Source organism: Tatumella sp. JGM94 (assembly GCF_018257595.1).
Lineage (GTDB): Bacteria > Pseudomonadota > Gammaproteobacteria > Enterobacterales > Enterobacteriaceae > Tatumella > Tatumella punctata.
In genome coordinates this window covers 1-21150 of the sequence record NZ_JAERJN010000034.1, presented here as the reverse complement: position 1 = coordinate 21150, position 21150 = coordinate 1, and the positions used below count along the sequence as shown (strand labels likewise).

Annotated in this window: 14 protein-coding genes and 1 tRNA gene; 7 read left to right on the top strand and 8 right to left on the bottom strand. The window is 52.4% G+C overall.

Translation table 11 applies throughout. From position 1 onward, the window contains the following. Nucleotides 1–339: 339 nt before the first annotated feature. From JK216_RS16690 to pepA, 3 genes are all read right to left on the bottom strand, one after another. Nucleotides 340–3195, bottom strand: coding sequence for a valine--tRNA ligase (locus tag JK216_RS16690; protein WP_212712132.1), 2856 nt, complete (start codon nt 3193–3195; stop codon nt 340–342). Nucleotides 3196–3200: 5 nt separating this feature from the next. Then, the gene (locus JK216_RS16685; RefSeq protein WP_212709670.1) at nt 3201–3659 is read right to left on the bottom strand and encodes a DNA polymerase III subunit chi; all 459 of its coding nucleotides are present in this window, start codon (nt 3657–3659) and stop codon (nt 3201–3203) included. 122 nt (nt 3660–3781) lie between these two features. Further along, nucleotides 3782–5293 carry a leucyl aminopeptidase gene (gene pepA, locus JK216_RS16680; RefSeq protein ID WP_212709671.1) on the bottom strand — a complete coding sequence of 504 codons (1512 nt, stop codon included), beginning with the start codon at nt 5291–5293 and terminating at the stop codon, nt 3782–3784. A gap of 266 nt (nt 5294–5559) precedes the next feature. On the opposite strand from pepA, the gene lptF reads away from it, so the two are divergent. Together lptF and lptG are read left to right on the top strand one after the other, a co-directional pair. Then, entirely contained in the window at nt 5560–6660 is a 1101-nt protein-coding gene (lptF, locus tag JK216_RS16675; protein ID WP_212709672.1) for an LPS export ABC transporter permease LptF, read from the top strand. Beyond that, on the top strand, nt 6660–7736 hold the full coding sequence (gene lptG, locus JK216_RS16670) for an LPS export ABC transporter permease LptG (protein WP_212709673.1): 1077 nt from the start codon (nt 6660–6662) through the stop codon (nt 7734–7736). Before lptF ends, lptG begins: the two co-directional genes overlap by 1 nt. A gap of 58 nt (nt 7737–7794) precedes the next feature. Here the strand turns inward: lptG and JK216_RS16665 are convergent, their stop codons facing one another. The 3 genes from JK216_RS16665 to JK216_RS16655 all read right to left on the bottom strand — a co-directional run bounded on the left by JK216_RS16665 (nt 7795) and on the right by JK216_RS16655 (nt 14971). Then, nucleotides 7795–11466 (bottom strand): S6 family peptidase, encoded by a 3672-nt coding sequence (locus tag JK216_RS16665; protein WP_212712131.1) that lies wholly within the window; start codon nt 11464–11466, stop codon nt 7795–7797. A gap of 180 nt (nt 11467–11646) precedes the next feature. Then, entirely contained in the window at nt 11647–12939 is a 1293-nt protein-coding gene (locus JK216_RS16660) for a DUF445 family protein (RefSeq protein WP_212712130.1), read from the bottom strand. Nucleotides 12940–13471: 532 nt separating this feature from the next. Beyond that, entirely contained in the window at nt 13472–14971 is a 1500-nt protein-coding gene (locus tag JK216_RS16655; RefSeq protein WP_212709601.1) for a helicase HerA-like C-terminal domain-containing protein, read from the bottom strand. Nucleotides 14972–15069: 98 nt separating this feature from the next. On the opposite strand from JK216_RS16655, the gene JK216_RS16650 reads away from it, so the two are divergent. From JK216_RS16650 to JK216_RS16635, 4 genes are all read left to right on the top strand, one after another. After that, the gene (locus JK216_RS16650) at nt 15070–15216 is read left to right on the top strand and encodes a hypothetical protein (protein WP_212709602.1); all 147 of its coding nucleotides are present in this window, start codon (nt 15070–15072) and stop codon (nt 15214–15216) included. A gap of 133 nt (nt 15217–15349) precedes the next feature. Next, nucleotides 15350–16078: a gluconate 2-dehydrogenase subunit 3 family protein gene (locus JK216_RS16645; RefSeq protein ID WP_212712129.1), complete on the top strand. Its 729-nt coding sequence runs from the start codon at nt 15350–15352 to the stop codon at nt 16076–16078. A 30-nt stretch (nt 16079–16108) separates the two neighbouring features. Further along, entirely contained in the window at nt 16109–17878 is a 1770-nt protein-coding gene (locus JK216_RS16640; protein ID WP_212709604.1) for a GMC family oxidoreductase, read from the top strand. 13 nt (nt 17879–17891) lie between these two features. Next, nucleotides 17892–19181 (top strand): cytochrome c, encoded by a 1290-nt coding sequence (locus JK216_RS16635; protein WP_212712133.1) that lies wholly within the window; start codon nt 17892–17894, stop codon nt 19179–19181. Between the two features lie 38 nt (nt 19182–19219). Here the strand turns inward: JK216_RS16635 and JK216_RS16630 are convergent, their stop codons facing one another. Both JK216_RS16630 and JK216_RS16625 read right to left on the bottom strand, forming a co-directional pair. Next, the gene (locus JK216_RS16630) at nt 19220–19894 is read right to left on the bottom strand and encodes a MarC family NAAT transporter (protein ID WP_212710841.1); all 675 of its coding nucleotides are present in this window, start codon (nt 19892–19894) and stop codon (nt 19220–19222) included. Between the two features lie 239 nt (nt 19895–20133). Beyond that, nucleotides 20134–20649 (bottom strand): DUF2501 domain-containing protein, encoded by a 516-nt coding sequence (locus tag JK216_RS16625; protein ID WP_212712128.1) that lies wholly within the window; start codon nt 20647–20649, stop codon nt 20134–20136. A 302-nt stretch (nt 20650–20951) separates the two neighbouring features. Between JK216_RS16625 and JK216_RS16620 the strand changes: the two genes are divergently transcribed. Continuing rightward, nucleotides 20952–21036 (top strand) — tRNA-Leu (locus JK216_RS16620). Nucleotides 21037–21150: the final 114 nt, after the last annotated feature.

Genomic DNA, 21150 nt, shown 5'->3' with positions numbered 1-21150 from the left:
CTGAAACTCCGCCACTGATGGCGGAAGGAAGATGCACAGAGCCGGACGTTTATGCCCGAAGGCGGTGGATTCGCACTGATTATCGATAACGCCGATTGCAGCAAAACTGTTTCAGCGATAAAGGTATCTGATAAAGGAAGATGCTCAGAGCCGGAAGCTTATGCCAAAAACCAGTAACTCCGCACTAAAAGGTGACGCCCCGGCACGGATTGTTAAGGCCCACGCCACCGGGCCTTAACCCGTCCGATCGGTAGCAAGAGACTTGCCGTCGGAAAAATGTTCCCGGCACAAAAAAGCCGGGACAAACCCGGCTTTAAACAGTAAAGGATAACGGAAAACTTATAGCGCAGCGATGACTGCCTGCTGCTCGATAATTTTCACTCTGGCCTGTTGCAGATCACTCAGACGTTCACGCTCTTTCTCTACCACAGCGGCAGGGGCACGGGCGACGAAGCCTTCGTTAGCCAGTTTAGTGTCGATTTTCTCAATTTCGAGATCCACTTTCGCCAGCTCTTTTGCCAGACGTTCCAGTTCGGCTTCTTTATTAACCAGTCCGGCCATCGGGATCAGTAACTCGGCACCCTCGACCAGCTTAGTCACAGAAACCGGGCCTTTATCATCGGCGGCCAGCAGTGTCAGGCTTTCCAGGCGTGCCAGACGTTGCAGGAAGGTCCGGTTCGCTTCCACACGGCGCAGTACTTCGGGGGTAGCGCCACGCAGCAGCAGATCCAGTGGTTTACTCAGGGCAATATTCATTTCAGCACGAATATTACGTACTGATACGATAGCCTGCTTAATCCATTCGATGTCTGCCTGTGCCTGCGCATCTTCCTTCGCCGCATCGTAGGCAGGGAATGGCTGCAGCATAATAGTGTCATCGCTGTTACCGGTCAGAACCTTCACCTGTTGCCAGATGGTTTCGGTAATAAACGGAATAATCGGATGCGCCAGGCGCAGTAACGCTTCCAGTACCGTCACCAGTGTATGACGGGTACCGCGCAGTTCTGCCTCACTGCCACTGTTCATGACCGGTTTGGTCAGTTCCAGGTACCAGTCACAGAATTGGTTCCAGGTAAAGTCATACAGCAGACCGGCAGCGATATCGAAACGATAACTATCCAGTGCTTCGCGGTATGCTTTAACCGTACGGTTAAACTCAGTCAGGATCCAGCGATCAGCCAGCGACAGAACTTTCTCACCACCATTAAATCCGCAATCCTGGTCTTCGGTGTTCATCAGTACAAAACGGCTGGCATTCCACAGCTTATTACAGAAATTGCGGTAGCCCTCCAGTCGCTTCATATCCCAGTTGATATCACGGCCGGTAGAAGCCAGTGCTGCCAGGGTAAAGCGCAGCGCATCGGTGCCGGAAGGTTCAATACCATTCGGGAACTGCTTCTCGGTACGCTTACGGATTTTTTCTGCCAGCTGCGGCTGCATCATATTGCCGGTACGTTTTTCCAGCAAATCCGGCAGTGAAATACCGTCCACCATATCCAGCGGATCGATCACGTTACCTTTCGACTTGGACATTTTCTGTCCTTCATCGTCACGGATCAGGCCGGTCATATAGACGGTTTTGAAAGGAACCTGTGGCTTACCATTTTCGTCTTTCATAAAGTGCATGGTCAGCATGATCATGCGGGCAATCCAGAAGAAAATAATATCAAAGCCACTGACCACCACACTGGTCGGATGGAAAGTGCGCAGAGCCTCGGTATTCTCCGGCCAGCCAAGGGTAGAGAAAGTCCACAAACCGGAAGAGAACCAGGTATCCAGTACGTCTTCGTCCTGACGCAGCGCGACATCATCTGCCAGATTATTGTCGGCACGGACTTCGGCTTCATTACGGCCGACAAAAACGTTACCGTTATCATCGTACCAGGCCGGAATACGGTGACCCCACCATAGCTGGCGGGAGATACACCAGTCCTGGATATCACGCATCCATGAGAAATACATATTCTCGTACTGTTTAGGGACGAACTGAATATCACCGTTCTCGACGGCTTCAACGGCAACTTTCGCCAGTGGTGCAGTACGCACATACCACTGGTCGGTCAGCATAGGTTCAATCACCACGCCACCACGATCGCCGTAAGGTACGGTCAGATCATGAGGCTTAATTTCTTCCAGTAAACCGGCCGCATCGACGGCAGAAACGATGGCTTTACGGGCCGCAAAACGCTCCAGCCCGGCAAACTCAGCAGGGATCGCGGCATCGTAAACGCTACTTTCTTCACCGTTAGTATCATAAACCTGAGCCAGCTGACGAATATCGCCATCAAAGGTCAGAATATTGATCATCGGCAGCTTATGGCGACGTCCGACGTCATAGTCATTAAAGTCATGGGCAGGTGTGATCTTCACACAACCGGTGCCTTTTTCCATATCGGCATGTTCGTCACCGACGATCGGGATCCGGCGGTTAACCAGTGGCAGTATCAGTTCTTTACCGATCAGATCTTTATAACGCGGATCTTCCGGATTAACAGCAACGCCCGTATCCCCCAGCAGAGTTTCCGGACGGGTTGTGGCGACCACCAGGTAATCTTTGCCTTCGGCAGTTTTCGCGCCATCCGCCAGCGGATAACGGATATGCCACATAGAGCCTTTCGACTCACGGTTTTCAACTTCCAGATCGGAAATAGCGGTGCGCAGTTTCGGATCCCAATTCACCAGCCGTTTACCACGGTAGATCAGATTTTCTTTGTGCAGACGGATAAACACTTCTTTAACCGCATTGGATAACCCTTCGTCCATGGTGAAACGCTCACGTTCCCAGTCCACAGAGTTACCCAGACGACGCATCTGGCGGGTGATAGTGCCCCCGGATTCGCCTTTCCATTCCCAGATTTTGTCGATAAACGCCTCGCGGCCGTAGTCCTGACGGGTTTTACCTTCTTCCGCAGCGATTTTACGTTCAACCACCATCTGGGTAGCGATACCCGCATGGTCAGTCCCTGCCTGCCACAGGGTATTTTTCCCCTGCATACGCTGGTAACGGATCATGGTATCCATAATTGTCTGCTGGAAAGCATGTCCCATGTGCAGACTGCCGGTCACATTTGGCGGCGGGATCATAATGCAATAGCTTTCCTGGCGGGTATCACCATTGGGTTTGAAATAGCCTTGCTTTTCCCAGTGCTCGTAAAGCGGCTGTTCTATCTCTTGCGGATTATATGTTTTTTCCATTTCTGCTATGTCGTTTTTGGCGCGGAGTGCGTTGCCGTATTCAATTGGAAACCGACGCTGCGATACGCTTTATAGCGGTCACGCGCCAGCTGCTTCAAAGATTCTTCATCAGGAACGAAGTCTATCACTTCATGGAAAGCAGTAGCAAAATCTGCGAACCACGGCAGTAGGTTAATCAGCAAATCTCTGGAAGTACTGCCGCGTTTCTCCGGCCAGGCCAGTTCAACCGGCGCGCCATAACGCGGGCCTTCACCGGCCAGATTATGCGGAACAAATGCCTCTGCCGGACGTTGCCATAACGCCTCATCAAGGCGAATAGCCTGTTGTTCGTTTTCGCAGGCGACCAGGATGCGTTTACCTTCACGCCAGCGGGCAGCAGCCAGCTCGCAGGCCAGTGCTTCTGCCGCAGACAGGGTATCCTGTTGCAGATCGGGACCAGGAAGATAAAACGTGGCATTTTTCATGGGATTGCCTGTGTTTCATGAAGTAAAAAGAGTGACCGGAGTCACTCATAAAATAAATGATGCCGCGACTGCAGATCAAAAACCGTACACCCTGGCGGGCCGGGTGTACAGCGGCAGGCGGTTTACTCGTCGTTACCCAGCCCGGCACGGTTCAGCAGGAACTGTGACAGCAGCGGAACCGGACGTCCGGTAGCACCTTTGGCTTTCCCTGAACGCCATGCGGTACCGGCAATATCCAGGTGAGCCCAGTTATACTTACGTGTAAAGCGGGCCAGATAACATCCGGCAGTGATAGCTCCGCCGGGGCGTCCGCCGATATTGGCCATATCGGCAAAGTTTGATTCCAGCTGTTCCTGGTACTCATCAGCCATTGGTAAACGCCATGCACGGTCACCGGACTGCTCGGAAGCCCCAATCAGTTCATGGGCCAGCGGGTTATGGTTAGATAACAGTCCGCTGATATGGTGGCCGAGGGCAATCACACAGGCACCGGTCAGGGTGGCGACATCAATAACCACTTCCGGCTCGAAACGCTCGACGTAGGTCAGGGTATCACACAGCACCAGGCGGCCTTCGGCATCGGTGTTCAGCACTTCGACGGTCTGACCAGACATGGTTGTCAGAACATCCCCCGGACGCATCGCCCGGCCGTCAGGCATATTTTCACACCCGGCCAGCACACCTACCACATTCAGCGGCAGTTTCAGCTCGGCGACCATACGCATCACACCATAGACTGTCGCGGCGCCACACATATCGTACTTCATTTCGTCCATGCCTTCGCCGGGCTTCAGGGAAATCCCTCCGGCATCGAAAGTCAGACCTTTACCGACCAGTACAATCGGCCGGGCATCCGCATCCGGATGACCTTTGTACTCAATCACTGACATCAGGGACTCGTTCTGCGAACCGGCACCGACCGCCAGATAAGCATTCATCCCCAGTTCTTTCATCTGCTGCTCACCAATCACCCGGGTGGTGATATTCTGGCTGTAAGCGTCCGCTAACTGACGGGCCTGAGAAGCCAGATATGCCGGATTACAAATATTCGGTGGCATATTACCGAGGTCTTTAGCTGCTTTAACCCCGGCCGAAACGGCCAGACCATGCTGGATGGCACGTTCGCCACTGGTCAGCTCACGGCGGGTCGGCACATTAAAGACCATTTTGCGTAACGGACGGCGTGGTTCAGCTTTATTACTTTTCAGCTGATCAAAGCAGTACAGAGATTCTTTCGCCGTTTCGACCGCCTGACGTACTTTCCAGTAATTGTTACGACTTTTAACATGTAACTCGGTCAGAAAACAGACGGCTTCCATTGAGCCAGTATCATTCAGGGTGTTAATGGTTTTCTGAATAATCTGCTTATACTGACGCTCGTCCAGTTCACGTTCTTTACCACAACCAATCAGCAGAATGCGCTCAGAGAGAATGTTCGGCACATGGTGCAGTAACAGGGTCTGGCCCACTTTTCCTTCCAGTTCGCCGCGGCGAAGCAGGGCACTGATATAGCCATCGCTGATCTTGTCGAGTTGCTCGGCAATCGGCGACAGACGACGAGGTTCAAATACGCCGACAACAATACAGGCACTGCGTTGTTTTTCCGGGCTACCGCTTTTTACACTGAACTCCATGTATTCTCCTGAATCTTAAAGACAACAGCGTTTGCTATCGCTAGAATGTATAACTCTTATTCTTATTATGAAACAGTTGTACCATGACAAACACCATATCGGCGTCATAATAAGTTAAGATTCTGAGGGCTGATACCTCAGTATCCTGAGAAGGTGGTCATACAATTTTAGCCACGATGGCAGCCATTGATGAATTAAAATGGCTAATAAGCGTTGAAACTATCGACTTTCCTGCAAAAAGACAAGTTTTCACAGGCGTATTTAGCGTGATTATCATTAGATATCTGGTTCGGGAGACGCTTAAAAGTCAGTTCGCCATTCTGTTTGTCCTGCTACTGATCTTCTTTTGTCAGAAGCTGGTCAGGATCCTCGGAGCGGCGGTAGACGGCGATATCCCGACAAATTTAGTTCTTACTCTTCTGGGATTAGGGGTGCCTGATATGGCGCAACTTATCCTGCCATTAAGCCTGTTTCTGGCGATCCTGATGACGCTGGGAAGGCTGTACACCGAAAGCGAAATCACGGTCATGCATGCCTGTGGTCTGGGCAAAAGTGTGCTGGTGAAGGCGGCCTTGTTGCTGATGCTGCTGACGGCTGCTCTGGCGGCGATTAACGTCACCTGGCTGGGGCCATGGTCGGCGCGCTACCAGGATCAGGTGACCCAGAACGCCAGAGCCAACCCGGGGGCAGCCGCGCTGGCAGCCGGACAATTCCGTACTTCCGGTGACGGCAACTCAGTACTGTTTATCGAGAACGTGAAAGGCAACAAGTTCGGTAATGTTTTCCTGGCACAGCTGCGGCCCAAAGGAAATGCCCGTCCTTCGGTCGTGGTGGCGGACCAGGGCCATATGGAACAGCATGCTGACGGTTCCCAGACGGTGATCCTCGATAAAGGAACCCGCTTTGAAGGCACGGCGATGCTGCGCGATTTCCGTATTACTGACTTCACCAAATATCAGGCGGTGATGGGCTATAAAGAGGCCACTCTGGATCCGAATGATACGGACCAGGCGACATTCAGTACCCTGTGGCATAACCCTTCACCGGCATTCCGTGCGGAGCTGCACTGGCGTTTGACTCTGGTATTCTCGGTACTGGTTATGGCGCTGATGGTGGTACCACTGAGTGTGGTTAACCCGCGTCAGGGAAGGGTCTTATCGATGCTGCCGGCAATGTTGCTGTATCTGATTTTCTTCCTGGTACAGAGTTCATTCCGCTCAAATGCCGGTAAGGGCCGTCTTGATCCTGCCGTCTGGATGTGGTCAGTTAATCTCGGATATCTGTTGCTGGCGATTGTCCTGAACCTGTGGGATACCCTGCCGATGCGTCGATTCAGGGCCCGTTTCAGCCGCAGTGAGGTGGTCTGATGTTTGGAGTACTGGACCGTTATATTGGTAAAACCATATTTAACACCATCATGATGACTCTGTTCATGCTGGTGTCTCTGTCGGGCATTATCAAATTTGTTGAGCAGTTAAGAAAAACCGGCCAGGGCGCGTATACGGCGCTGGACGCCGGTTATTTTACCCTGTTAAGTGTGCCGTCAGACCTGGAACTGTTTTTTCCGATGGCCGCTTTACTGGGGGCCTTACTCGGACTGGGCAGCCTGGCACAGCGCAGCGAACTGGTGGTAATGCAGGCTTCCGGTTTCACCCGCCTGCAAATTGCTCTTTCAGTGATGAAAACAGCTATCCCGCTGGTATTACTGTCGATGGCGATTGGCGAGTTTGTGGCACCACAGGGTGATCAGATGGCGCACAATTACCGCGCCCAGCAAATGCTCGGAGGTTCACTACTGTCGACTCAGGGCGGGTTGTGGGCTAAAGATGGTAATAACTTTATCTTTATTGAGCATATCCAGAGCGAAAATCAGCTGAAAGGCGTCAGTATTTACCGCTTTAATGATCAGCGCCGGCTGGAAGATGTCCGTTTCGCGGCGACGGCCGACTGGGATAGCGGACAACACCAGTGGAACCTGGTACAGGTGGATGAATCAGACCTGACTAACCCGCAGCAAATTACCGGCTCTCAGACCGTGACCGGCGTCTGGAAAACCAGCCTGACCCCGGAAAAACTGAATGTTGTGGCGCTGGACCCGGATTCATTATCTATCCGCGGACTGAATGATTACATCAGGTATCTGAAACAAAGCGGACAGAAAGCAGAGCGTTATCAGTTGAATATGTGGAGTAAAGCAGTACAGCCTCTTTCGGTGGCCGTAATGATGCTGATGGCATTATCGTTTATTTTTGGTCCGCTGCGCAGTGTCTCTATGGGAATGCGCGTGGTAACCGGTATCAGTTTTGGCTTCCTGTTCTATGTACTGGATAAGATCTTTGGGCCACTCAGCCTGGTCTACGGGCTGCCTCCTTTCCTCGGCGCTATTTTACCGAGTGCCGCGTTCTTTATTATCAGCTTCTATTTACTGATTAAACGGCGCTAAAGGCTGCCTGAAAAAAGGGGTTCACTTGTGCGGTGAACCCCTTTTTTATGCCTGTTTCTCAGAAGCTCACTTCCAGACCGCTGAGGATATTCCAGTCATCAATACCTTCTTTTTGCAGCCGTGTCTGGTACTGCATACCGGTCGTCAGTGTCGTGTTCTCCGTCAGCCGTAATGCGGCCCTGGTTTTCAGCTGTACGCTGTCACCACCACGCCCGGCACTGAAACTGGAGGATGTCAGGCCGTCACTGATAATCGCCTGGCTGCCACCGCCCGGACGATGAATTAACCGTAAATCGACTCCGGCAGTCAGATTTCCGAGATCCAGCCGGTAGCCCGCACCGGCACTGAAATCAGGGTTGCGCTGTATCCGGTAGCGGACCTGAGCCTGATCTTCATCGCTAAATGGCCGGATATTCAGATACTGCCAGCGTATCCCCAGTAGCGGGGTGATACTTTGTGTTGCTGACTGCCAGCGTTTACCGGCATCCAGTCCGGCGGTCCAGCTACCAGCTTTCGGGCTGGCAACACCACCGCGTAAACCGGTATGCACCGTACCACTGAAGCGCGTATACCCGGCGGGCATTTCCAGCCACCAGCCATCTCTGTGTTGCCAGCGCAGCAGGCTGTTAATACTCAGGGTATCAAATGCTGTGCGGCTGTCTCCGTCAGCAGCAGAGGGCTTTACTGAAAGTGAGCCCTTACTCACTCCCGCGCCGACGGTGATTTGCTGCCATGGCGATACGGCCAGTTGCCAGCGACCGCCGAGCATCCAGCCATTAGATTTACTGGTAAAATTATACCCGTAGCGGGCAAAGTCACCGGCCGTGTGGTAACGCTCCTCGCTATGATAGCCATAAGCGAATATTGCCCGGTCCTGAACACGTACGCTATCGCTGAGCATCTCCTGTATGGCTGAACTGAAATTCCCCAGGGCTGACGGCAGTGAAATATAGGACGGCACCTGTGGTGTGGTTGCCGGACGAACCGGTTGCGGGTCTGGCTGTGGTGCAGGTACCGGTTGCGGGTCTGGCTGCGGCGCGGGTTCCGGTACCGGCTGCGGGTCTGGCTGCGGCGCGGGTTCCGGTACCGGTTGCGGATCTGGCTGGGGCGCGGGTTCCGGTGCCACAGGTACTGTATTACCGTCACTGTTAAGCAGAATATTTTGCAGACGGTAATCCCAGTATTGATTACCTTCTCCGGTAAGTAAGCGTTCACCTGCGTCTGATTTTCCCGGGGCGAAGGCATATAAATCATATGCCCAGGCACCACGGGCCACATAACCACCCGCCAGCTTTACCCGCGTCTCATCAGAGGCCCCGCCGACCTGAACTAATGAGATACCTTCGTTGCTGTCCGCATGGTTATTGCCATTCGTATCGGTATTTCGCCAGATCCCTTGTGAGTTAACACTTACCAGCAATGGTGAACCGGCACGGCTATTCAGGTCACCCTCAATCAGCAAACGATCGGTAGTTGTGCCGCTAAAGCCTGAATTCAGGATCAACTGACCACCGTCAGGTATATCCAGACTGGCCATCTTCATAACCGCCCAGTCGTTTTCTGACTGTCGGTGCAGGCCGGGATAAAAGGTGACGTTCTTCCCTCCGGAAACTGCCCCGAGGCGGCCCGGGCCGGAGAGTGTTGTTTCTGCAAACATATTCAGCGGGCCGCTGACCACGGAGCGGACTTCCAGCTCACCTTCGCGGACACGGATCCCGCCCTTATTGCTGCTGTCACCGGTTAACGTCAGCCGTCCGGTACCGGTTTTTTCCAGCGTTCCCTCGCCGGTGATCTGCGCATCAATTTGTGCGGACAACTCGCCGAGAGTACTGACCCGCGGGCTGATATCGGCAATCAGTTGCGAACGGTCAGTCTCCAGCAGCACGCTGCCCTGCAGGGTACTGCGGGCCTGCATTATCAGCCCGGCGTTATCTGACAGGAGGGTTGTTGCATTAAGGGTGGCATGCTCTGCCACCGTCAGGCGACTGTCTGTCGCGACTCTGGCTGTTTCTGCAGTATACGTCTGCGGCTGCCAGTCATCGCTGTACAGCACATTACCGGCATGGAGTTCCTGCTGCCCGGCCAGTTGCAGGTGACCGCTGCTCACCGCCAGTTCCGCCAGGCTGGCACCGCCACTCAGTCGCCCGTCTGACAGGCTGGTCAGATTCAGCTTCCCGCTGGCCTGCGGGCTGCCGAGACTGCCGGAAAACTGATAATCCGCCCCATACAGTGTCACCTCAGAGGCCTGCAGAGCATTATTATTCAGTAAGCGTGCCCCGTTATCATTATGTTTTATTTCGCTAAAGACTAATGACTGGCCATTTAAATCCAGGTTGCCGCCCCGGTAGCCAAACTGAATATTGTCACTGCTGACCTGATCAGCACTGTTCAGCACAACTGTCGGGCGTCCGCTGACCAGCGTCACCGCGGAAAAGGCCTGTATTTTACCGTTACTGTCCGGCTGCTGGTCGAGGATCACCACTCCGTCACCGGTGTTCAGCGCACCGGGGTTTGCTCCCTGCCCGTGAACCCACAGGGTACCGGCACCGATTTTATGCAGCACATCGCCGGCCTGACCGTTAACCTGCCAGTCCACCGTATAATTCTCATCGACTTCGATACCGCCACCCACCCAGCGGGCATCTTCACCGGGCCCGGAAACGACCTGATAATTATTGGAAAACTGTAATTTTGCGGCACCGTGGTTAACGGACTGCTGCAATATAATAGTGCCGCCTTCCCCGTTAAATTGCAGGTCTTTACTGGCATCCAGTTGTTCATTCGTTGCCAGTGCCGGAATCAGGGTGTCGGTACCATGCCATTGCCACTGAGTATCAGCCTGGCGAATGCTGTCCGCTGACCAGAGAATATCCCCCGCAGAGCGGCGGTCAGTGACGGCCGGGTCGGTATTCTCCTGTTGTACGGCAGCGAGATGAGCATCCTGCAGAAACAGGACATAGCCCCGCAGATTATACGGCTCAGACCCGGAAATACTGGTCAGGACGCCGGCCAGTTTCCAGATTTTTTCCTGATTATCGTAAACGAACATCGGGCTGCCGCTGTCACCGGGCCTGGGAGAGGAGTCCAGTGGCTGAACCCGCGGATCCTCTGGCGAGTAGTTATACCAGCGCAGCCGCCAGCTTTCGAAAGTGGGTTCTGTCATAGTGCCACCGCTTTTCCATTGATAAGCACCTGACAGGTAACTCAGTCCGCCGGTATCGGCATCGACCTGGTATTGTGTGCCCGCGCCGACACGGGCAAACCATTGATAGCGGTCTTTATTTTTGGCGAGGTCTTTACCTTTAACCGTGGGTACCGGGGCCGCTTCCGTAACAACTTTATTCAGTCTCGGGACATGAAAATCACGCGCAGTATCATCGTTACGATTAATTAAACTATATTTTGTTTTGAAATTTGCATTATTACCGAAATCTGCTGTTTTATAACCGCCATTATGCCGGACACTGACAATATACGAGGGGGATATCAGGGTGGCATATCCCTGGGTGTTTACCGCACCAAAATCCGGTATCGGGTAACGTAATATACCGGCAGTGCTGCCATCAGTTTTTAATACGCTGACATTCTGTTTTCCCGGGCGGTATTTACCGAGGTTTTCCGCAAAGTCACGGTATTCCTGAACCGGGACATCTTCACGCATAATACCGGCATTACCTGGCGCAGGGACCAGAGAGGCAGAGCACAGCAGGGTTACAGAGAGTCGCTTCAAGGCTGATATCCTTAATTAATTCATGTCTTCCTGACGATGCGGCTTTATAACCAATAAAATAAATCCTGTCCAGAATTATGCCCCGGGAATGTTATTTCATTCTGAAAAAATAATATTACGTATTTAGTACTATTAATTATATTTAATCATTAGTCGGTTACTTATTTCTTTTAGCGGAAGTTATAATGTCAGCCAGTGGCGTAATAACTGAATAAATTCCGGTAACCGGGAGACTAAAAACAGTAATAGTCCGAGAACCCCGCCGACCAGAGTGCCATTAATACGGATAAACTGTAAATCACGGCCAATATTCTGCTCGATTTGGGCTGATAATTGCTGGTTATCCCAGCTTTTAATGGTATCGCTGATATGACGCGTCAGAAAGCGGGCGACGTCCGGCCCGCAGCGGGTCGCCGCCTGTTCAATATGCCGGTTCAGGGAAGCCCGCAGTTGCGGATCTTTTTGCAGGGCTTCTCCGGCCCGCAGGGTAGCCTGACGAATTTGTCTGCCGGTGGCTGACTCTGGCTGTTGCATATCCTCTGTCAGCCAGCGGCGAAGATCGTCCCACAGTTCCCCCGTATACTGGTTAAAGGTTTCATCTTCCTTAAGCCATGTTTTCAGTTGCCGGGCGCGTTGCTGCATCTGCGGATCTTGTTTCAATGCCTCAATAAACCGCTGTACGCTGCGGTTAACGCTGTCACGTAACTGATGGTGCTGATCCTGCGCGACATCCAGCAGCAGAGAATCCACCATCGCCGTCACTTTATCCGCGCCTTTTTCGCCCAGCCATTCCACTGACACCAGCCGTGCCATGGTCGGGTATTCCTGGCGGAACCAGCGGCTGATTTGTCCGGCAATAAACTGTCGTGACTGTGGATTTTCCAGCACCTGCACGACCTGTGCTATCAGTGAGTCCAGCAGTGCCTGATGGCGGTTTTCACGGGTCAGGCTTTCCAGCAGTCGGGCGGCAGTCTGACTGAAATCCACACTGTCGATAGCACGGCTTATCCCCTGACGCAAAAACCGCCGGATATGCTGGTCATTTCCGGCATTCAGAAAACCGCTGATCAGTTGACAGAGCAAGGTACTCAACCGCCCGGCATTCTGTGGTACGGTCAGCCAGCCGGCCAGTTTTCCTGCCAGATCCTGACGGCGCAGCAGGGTAATCATACTGTCGGGACTGAGAAATTTTTCTTCGACAAACCGGCCAAGACTATCGGCAATTCGCTGTTTATTGCGTGGAATAATCGCGGTATGCCGGCCGATAAAGGGCAACGGAATGCGGTGAAATAAGGCACTGACCGCAAACCAGTCTGCCAGTGCCCCGACCATAGCCGCTTCGGTCACCGATTTTACTGCCTGTACCGGCAGCGTCTGCGGCAGAAACAGGGTAACCAGAAAAATGATGCCCGCCAGCATAAGCAGGCATAACGCCAGACGTTTGGTTTTTTTCAGACCGGAAGTGTTATCCATATACAGCTCAGTAAACTCACAACATCAGAGGGTTAAGTTACAGTTATCAGGTTTCAGCATAGCAATCAGTCGTGCTTTTTTCCCGGAAAGGACCTTTTTCAGGACAATTCATCGCCGCCGGCAGAAAAATTATCATGCTGTTGCTGTAATAGCTCTCCGATAAAACTCAGAAACAGTTTCAGTGCCGAAGATTGCTGGCGGCCGGGCTATAGCTGAATCTGCAGGGTACGTTCTGTCAGCTGGCGGATTGACAGGCTGGGTACCGCCAGCGGGTGCTGTACCGGCATCACCGCCAGTTTTATCCCGCGCTCTGCATGCAGGCAACACGGTAAGGCGAGGTCATATTCGCCCCGCTGCAGGTTTTCGGTAATCTGTCTGGCACTGGCGGTCTGTAAATGAAAGCGGACGGATGCTGCTGGCGGTGCTCAGCAGTGTCTCGCTGATTGTTACCAGGCGTTATCAGGCGGTCTGAGCCTTACCCTGTACAGCGAAGAGGCCGGAACGGCCCCTTGATCAGACTAAACCGTTCAGATTATTTTCGCCCGCCAAACAGGCTGCCCAGCACACCCCGTAAAATCTGGTTAGTCACCTGACGAGTTGCGGTTTTTGCCATGGTCTGCACGACTCCGTCATGTTTACCTCCCCGTGGCCCGGTATAGCCAAACAGAATATTTTTGAGCCCGTCCAGCACTGTATTTTCTACCGCGTCTTTACCGCCTTTAGCCTGCGGGGCATTGGCCTGCTGACCGGCTGACTGAACAGCGTGCTGTAATAATTCGTACGCCGATTCCCGGTCCGCCACCTCGTCATATTTGCCGTACAGGGGGGAATGATTGATCAGACTGTTACGCTCATCACTGTTCAGTGGCCCCATACGTGAGCCGGGGGCAATAACCATCGCCCGTTCGACCACCGACGGACTGCCTTTTTCATCAAGGAATGAAATAAGTGCTTCACCGGTGCCCAGTGCCTGGAGGGCTTGTTCCGTATTAAAGGCCGGATTAGCCCGCAGAGTGGTTGCTGCGGCTTTTACTGCTTTCTGGTCTTTAGGCGTAAATGCCCGCAGGGCATGCTGTACACGGTTGCCCAGCTGACCCAGCACTGTATCGGGAATATCGGCCGGGTTCTGGGTGACAAAATATACCCCGACGCCTTTGGAACGGATCAGTCGTATTACCTGCTGAATTTTATCCAGTAATACGTCGGGAATATCATTAAACAACAGGTGGGCTTCATCGAAGAAAAACACCAGCTTCGGTTTTTCTGTATCACCGGTTTCCGGTAATTGCTCATACAATTCCGACAGCATCCACAGCAGGCTGGCGGCATACAATTCAGGCATCTGATACAGTTTTTCTGCACTCAGAATATTGATGATACCGCGGCCCTGCGCATCGGTCTGCAGCCAGTCTTTAATATCCAGCATAGGTTCGCCAAAGAAGTATTCAGCTCCCTGCTGTTCGAGGGCCAGCAAACCGCGCTGAATCGCCCCGACAGAAGCACTGCTGATATTACCGTACCGGGTGGTGAACTCTTTCGCATGATCGCCGATATACTGCACCATTGCGCGGAGATCTTTGAAATCCAGCAGCAGCATACCCTGATCGTCAGCGATCCGGAAAATGATTTGCAGCACGCCGGACTGGATCTGGTTGAGGTTTAGCAGCCTTGCCAGCAGCAATGGTCCGAGATCGGACACTGTCGCCCGTACCGGATGACCCTTTTCACCGAAAATATCCCACAGTACCACCGGATTATCCTGCGGCTGCCAGTCGGTCACTCCGATACTGGCTAACCTGGTCTGCAGTTTTTCTGAACTCTCGCCGGCTTTGGCAATGCCGCTGAGATCGCCTTTCACATCAGCCATAAATACCGGTACGCCTATCGCCGAAAAGGATTCTGCCATTTTCTGCAGGGTCACGGTTTTGCCGGTACCGGTAGCGCCGGTAATTAAACCGTGGCGGTTGGCAAGGGCCGGTAACAGGTTCAGGGTCAGTTGCGGAGTACGGGCAATCAGTAAAGGTGCAGTCATACGGTGTCAGTCTCTGAAAATTAGCAGTATTCGTATCCCTCAGACGGGAGACAGGTTTTCATTGGCATTATCCGCAACCAGTACGGATAACCGCTGATATGACTAAGACTATAGACAGTGGTGTGGCAAAAATATACCCGCTTATTTTACAGGTGAATGGCGAACTTCCCCCCGGCATGCCAGGTTTAATACTGATCCCCGCCCGCGGTCAGTGGCGACATTTCGTGCTAAATATTGATGGTTAGGTTATCAGTATATTAAATTTGTAATTAAAGTGCGCTAATGTAAGCGCTGTCATTGTATTGGAAGCGTTTCCATCTTTTGTTTTGTTAACAATTTAATAATAAATATATTCTGAGCAAATGAGAGTCGTTAATTATGCTGTTGCAAAAAAACACCACCCGCCGCAAATTCCTGCTCGGTTCACTGATGGCATTGCCACTGACTGAACTGGTACTGAAGGGGCTGACCGCAGCTCAGGCAGCTGACATGGCTGCGCCCGAACTTGATCACTACCCGCCGGTATTTTTTCAGGCGGACGAATGGCAGTTTATCCTGGCGGCCACTGACCGGATTATTCCGGCTGGTGGCCCCGGCAAGGCCCCCGGTGCGCTGGAAACGAATGTGCCGGTATTTATCGATCAGCAGTTACATGACCCGCAGTTCGGTAAAGAAATTTATATGGAAGCGCCGTTTAATCCCCGCGCACCCGCGACTATGGGATATCAGATCCCTTTTTATCCGCAGCAGATTTATCAGACCGGTATCCGGCTGACGAATCAATGGAGTCAGCAAAATCTGCAGAAACCTTTCCATCAGCTCTCCGTGACGGAAAAAGATAAGGTACTGACAGCATTACAGAAAGACACTCTGGACTTCGCAGCACTGGGTGAAAATGACCTTAAAGGCTCACAGTTTTTCAGCCAGCTATTGGCGGATACCAAACATGGCTACCTTGCAGACCCGATGTATGGCGGCAACAAGGGCATGAAAGCCTGGATTGCTATCGGTTTCCCCGGCGCCAGGGCCAGTTATCTGGAATGGGTCAGGCAACATAACGTCAAATATCCTCTCGGTCCGGTCAGCCTGTTGGGCGAAACCGCCTGATTGCTGTTTTTCTGAATAACAAGGTTTCTTATGGCTCAGATAACTAAAAAAGAAGTCGATGTCGTGGTCTGCGGATTTGGCTGGGCAGGCTCATTAATGAGCATTGAACTGGCGATGGCAGGTCTGACGGTACGTGCCCTGGAGAAAGGTCCGGAGCGGGATTACGCTGCATTTGCCTACCCTAAACCGGCAGATGAATATGCCTATGCGGTGCGTAATAAAGTTATGACCACCCCGGCCGATTCTGCCGTCACTGTCCGTTATACGATGCAGGACACCGCGTTGCCGACCCGTAAATGGGGAGCATTTGTGCCAGGCGGCGGGGTTGGCGGGGCAGGTATGCACTGGACCGGCGTTTTGCTGCGTCCGACCCCCACCGATCTTAAACTCAAAACCTATGCTGATGAAGCCTACAAACCCGGCATATTGTCTGAAGATATGCGGGTCAGGGACTTTCCGTTCAGCTGGGACGAAATTGAACCCTGGTTTGAAAAATTTGAACGTATCTGTGGGTTATCCGGCAATGCCGGTAATCTGCGTGGAAAAATTCTGGAGGGCGGCGATCCTTTTGAAGGGCCGCGTGCCAATCCGATGCCGTTACCACCGCTGGAAAATACCCTGAACAACGTGATGTTCGGTGATGCGGTTAAAAAAATGGGTTATCACCCGTTTACTATCCCGTCGGCGGCGGCTTCGAGGGTCTGGACGAATCCGTACGGTAATACCATCGCGCCCTGCAACTACTGCGGTTATTGCTCTAAATATCCCTGCCTGAACTATTCTAAAGCCTCACCCCAGACCGCGGTGCTTGATGCCCTGAAGCAAATGAAAAACTTCTCGTATGAAGTACATGCCGAAGTCCTGAAAGTGGTACTGCACGACGATAAAAAAACCGCTAAAGGCGTGCTCTATATTGATGAGCAGGGCAATGAATGCTTCCAGCCGGCGAAAATTGTTATTCTCAGCAGCTTCCAGTTCTATAACGTCCGTCTGATGCTGCTGTCCGGTATCGGCCAGCCTTATAATCCGGTCACCGAAGAAGGGGTAGTGGGGCGTAACTATGCGTTCCTGAGTAATGGTGCTGCCACCCTGTTTTTTAAAGATAAAAACTTTAATCCGTTTATCAGTTCCGGCCCTACCGGGGTGCAGTTTAACGATATCTCTCCGGGCAACTTTGATGGTCCGGCGCTGGGGATTATCGGCGGGGCGAAAATTCAGAGTGCCCAGTCGACCGGGACACCTATCAGTACCGCACTGCCGCCAGGCACGCCTTCATGGGGTGCGGGCTGGAAAAACGGCCTGGAAAACTGGTACGGCCATTCGATGAAAGTGGGGATAACCACCTCATGCATGTCTTACCGCGATGTTTACCTGGACCTGGATCCGACCTATAAAGATCGCCATGGTCAGCCGTTACTGCGGATGACTTTTAACTGGAAACGTAATGAACTGATGTTACAGCAATATCTGAAAGGGATTGTTGGCAATATCGTCAGGGAACTGAACCCTGACAGTTTCAGTATGAGTTTTCTGCCGATGGGCGCGGACTTTGACCTGACCAAATATGTCTCTACCCATAATGTCGGTGGTGCCATCATGGGGGATAACCCGAAAACCTCTGCCCTGAACCGCTATCTGCAAAGCTGGGATGTTCACAATGTGTTTGTGCCAGGAGGTAATGCGTTTCCGCAGAACTTCCAGTCAAACCCGACAGATACTATTGGTGCCATCACCTTAATGGCAGCCAACGCGATTAAAGAACAGTATCTGAACAACCCCGGCCCACTGGTACAGGTGTAATATCATGATAAAAATGACATTCAGACGCCTGCTGTTGGCGAATGTATTACTACTGGGCTGCGGGCTGGCGGGAAGTACTCAGGCCGCGGACACCGGCAACAGCAACAGCAACAGCACTAATCAGGATCAGTTGGTCAGACAGGGCGAGTACCTGGCACGGCTGGGAGACTGTATGGCCTGCCATACTCGCAGCGGCGGTGCCGATTATGCCGGCGGGCTGGCGATAAAGTCTGGTCTGGGCACCATTTACTCTACCAATATTACTCCTGATAAACAGTCCGGGATTGGTCAGTATACGGAACAGCAGTTTGCTGATGCGGTGCGTAAAGGTGTCCGTGCTGATGGCAGCTTTTTGTACCCGGCGATGCCGTATCCGGATTATTCCAAAATCAGTGACCAGGATATCCACGCCCTGTATAACTACTTTATGCACGGTGTGGCCCCGGTAAATAGCCAGCCACCGCAAACCCGGCTGAGTTTTCCTTTCAGCCAGCGCTGGGGAATGCGTTTCTGGAATCTGGCATTTACCCCGGACCAGCCGTTTATGCCGGTTAGCGGAGCGAGCGATCAGGTCAACCGCGGGGCATATATTGTCGAGTCGCTTGGTCACTGCGGCAGTTGCCACTCCCCGCGTGGTTTTGCGATGAACGAACAAGGGCTGGATAGCAGTAACAGCAGCTTTCTTTCCGGTGGTTCGCTGAATGGCTGGGATGTTCCCTCGCTGCGAGGTATTCCGCGCTGGAGTCCCGAAGAAATTAGCGACTATTTACAAACCGGGCGTAACGATAAAGCCGGAGTTGCCGGAGAAATGACTGCGGTGGTGGAACACAGCACTTCCCATATGAGCGATGCGGATCTGCAGGCGATCGCTGCTTATCTTAAATTCCTCGGCGGGAACCCGCCATTACAGACTTATGACCCGCAAAAAAATCAGCTCACCACCGACAAACTTACTGCCGCCACTGATCTGACTGATGGTGAAGTTTTATACCTGAACAACTGTGGTGCCTGTCACTTTGCCAACGGCCTGGGAGCTGCCCGTGCTTTCCCGCAACTGGATCAGGCGTCGATTGTCAATGCCAGAGATCCGCATGGTCTGATTCAGATAATTCTGCAAGGCGCACAACTGCCAGCCACAGCTAAAGCCCCGTCAATGCTGAAAATGCCCGGTTTTGCCTACCGTCTGTCTGACCAGCAGGTCGCAACTCTGGCGACATTTGTCCGTCAGGGCTGGGGAAATACGGCTGCTGCTGTCAGTGCTGATCAGGTGAAAAAAGTACGGGACTCACTGAAATCGCAATAAATCCCGCGGGACAGAAAACCGGGAAATATTTCCCGGTTTTACTTCAGGTGTGCTGCGACATCCAGCCCCCCGTTAATCACAAACTGCACGCCCATACAGACCAGCAGAAAGCCCATTAAACGGGAAATAGCTTCGATACCGCCTTTACCAATAAAGCGCATAATTGCGCCGGAACTGCGTAATGAAAGCCATAAAATCACGGAAATCAGCAGGAAAGTGATTACCGGTGCCAGATGCATAACCCAGACCGGAAAATCCCCGGCCCTTACCGTTGATGCAGTACTGATAATCATGGCAATGGTTCCCGGCCCGGCAGTACTTGGCATGGCTATCGGTACGAAGGCAATATTTACCGGAGTATTATGCGGCCCGGCGGCATCAATTTCTTCCTGCTTATGCTGTATTTCCGGCGTATCGTGCAGTTGCTGTGCCGGAAACAGCATCCTGAAACCGATAAATGCCACAATCAGCCCTCCGGCAATCCTCAGGCCCGGGATAGAAATGCCGAACGTATCCAGTACCGCATTACCGGCATACCAGGCCACCATCATAATGGCAAACACATACACCGCAGCCTGGAAAGACTGGCGATTGCGTTCGGTAAAATTCATATCTCCGGACAGGCCAAGAAACAGAGCGACACTGGTTAACGGATTAGCCAGCGGTAATAACACCACTAATCCCAGCCCGACAGCTTTAATAAGTTCCTGCATAACACCCTCAGATTTTTGGACAGGGACAACCCGGTGCTCCGCCGTCCGGGAAGCGCATACCTGTCAGCAGATACCGGCCCGGCGGTATATTAGCGAATATAACCTTAATTTCCGGCGGCAGCGAAGTTATCTCAGGGAGTAAAGTGTAGCAGTAACTGCAGACGGTGAATAAATCAGCAAAAAACTGAGGGCAGGGAGTCAAAAAGGGTACAGGCCGGCAGGCCTGTACCGGCGGGAAATTACATACCGAGGTATTTTTTGCCCTGTTCAAGCACTACGTTACAGGCTTTGGTTTTCAGCTTTTCACCCAGCGGGGTATTACTCAGGCTTTTCAGGCTGATTTGCTGGTTGTTACCTGTATTCAACAGTCCTTCCAGTCCCTGCATATAACCGCTTTCCTGTTGCTGAGCACCGGAGTCCGTCAGGCCCAGTTTATTTTTCAGCTGATCCGTCACCGAACTGACATTATTTTTCACCAGATTATTTTCGGCACAATACTGCAGAATCCCGGTTGCGTTACTCATACTGTCGGAACTGACCGCTTTATTTCCGCCATTCAGCAGACCGGTAATTGAAGACAGGGATAAACCGTTTTGCGCACCTGATGCCTGACCGGAGGTGGCAGAAGAAGAGTTCATTAAATCCGAAGCAGTACTGCTCAGCTTATCCTGCCAGCTGGAAGCACAGGCAGAGGCACTGACCAGTGCCGCGACGAAGCCCATTGCCAGTAAAGGTGTGTGTGTGATCTTTTTCATAAATACAGCCTCATCAGAATTATATTTTTACTCTGCGCCAGAGTTTAGTCCGTAACAGCCTCCGTTAGTTCCTTTTTTACTGCCCCCTGCTGATAATCGGAGGACTCCGACCCTGCTATCACCCGCGGCAGGGGCAAGGGGAGGAGCAAGGGCAGAACACTGATAAAAGACATTCGGCACACTGTGGCAGAAAACCGGCTGAATGTTTGTTTTTTCGGCAGTTAATTCACTTCGTCACGGAATCACCTTGCACCGTCCGGCACTCAGGGTATAATCCGCTTGTTTTCCGCATACCCTTCAGTGCCGAAGTGGCGAAATCGGTAGACGCAGTTGATTCAAAATCAACCGTAGAAATACGTGCCGGTTCGAGTCCGGCCTTCGGCACCAAATGCGAAATTAAGTCACCTAAGGGTGGCTTTTTTTGGGTTCATCGCGTTTTACCGGGGAACGCTGCTTTTATCTTCAGGAAGAAGTAGTCATTATCCCGGTATCCATATGCCA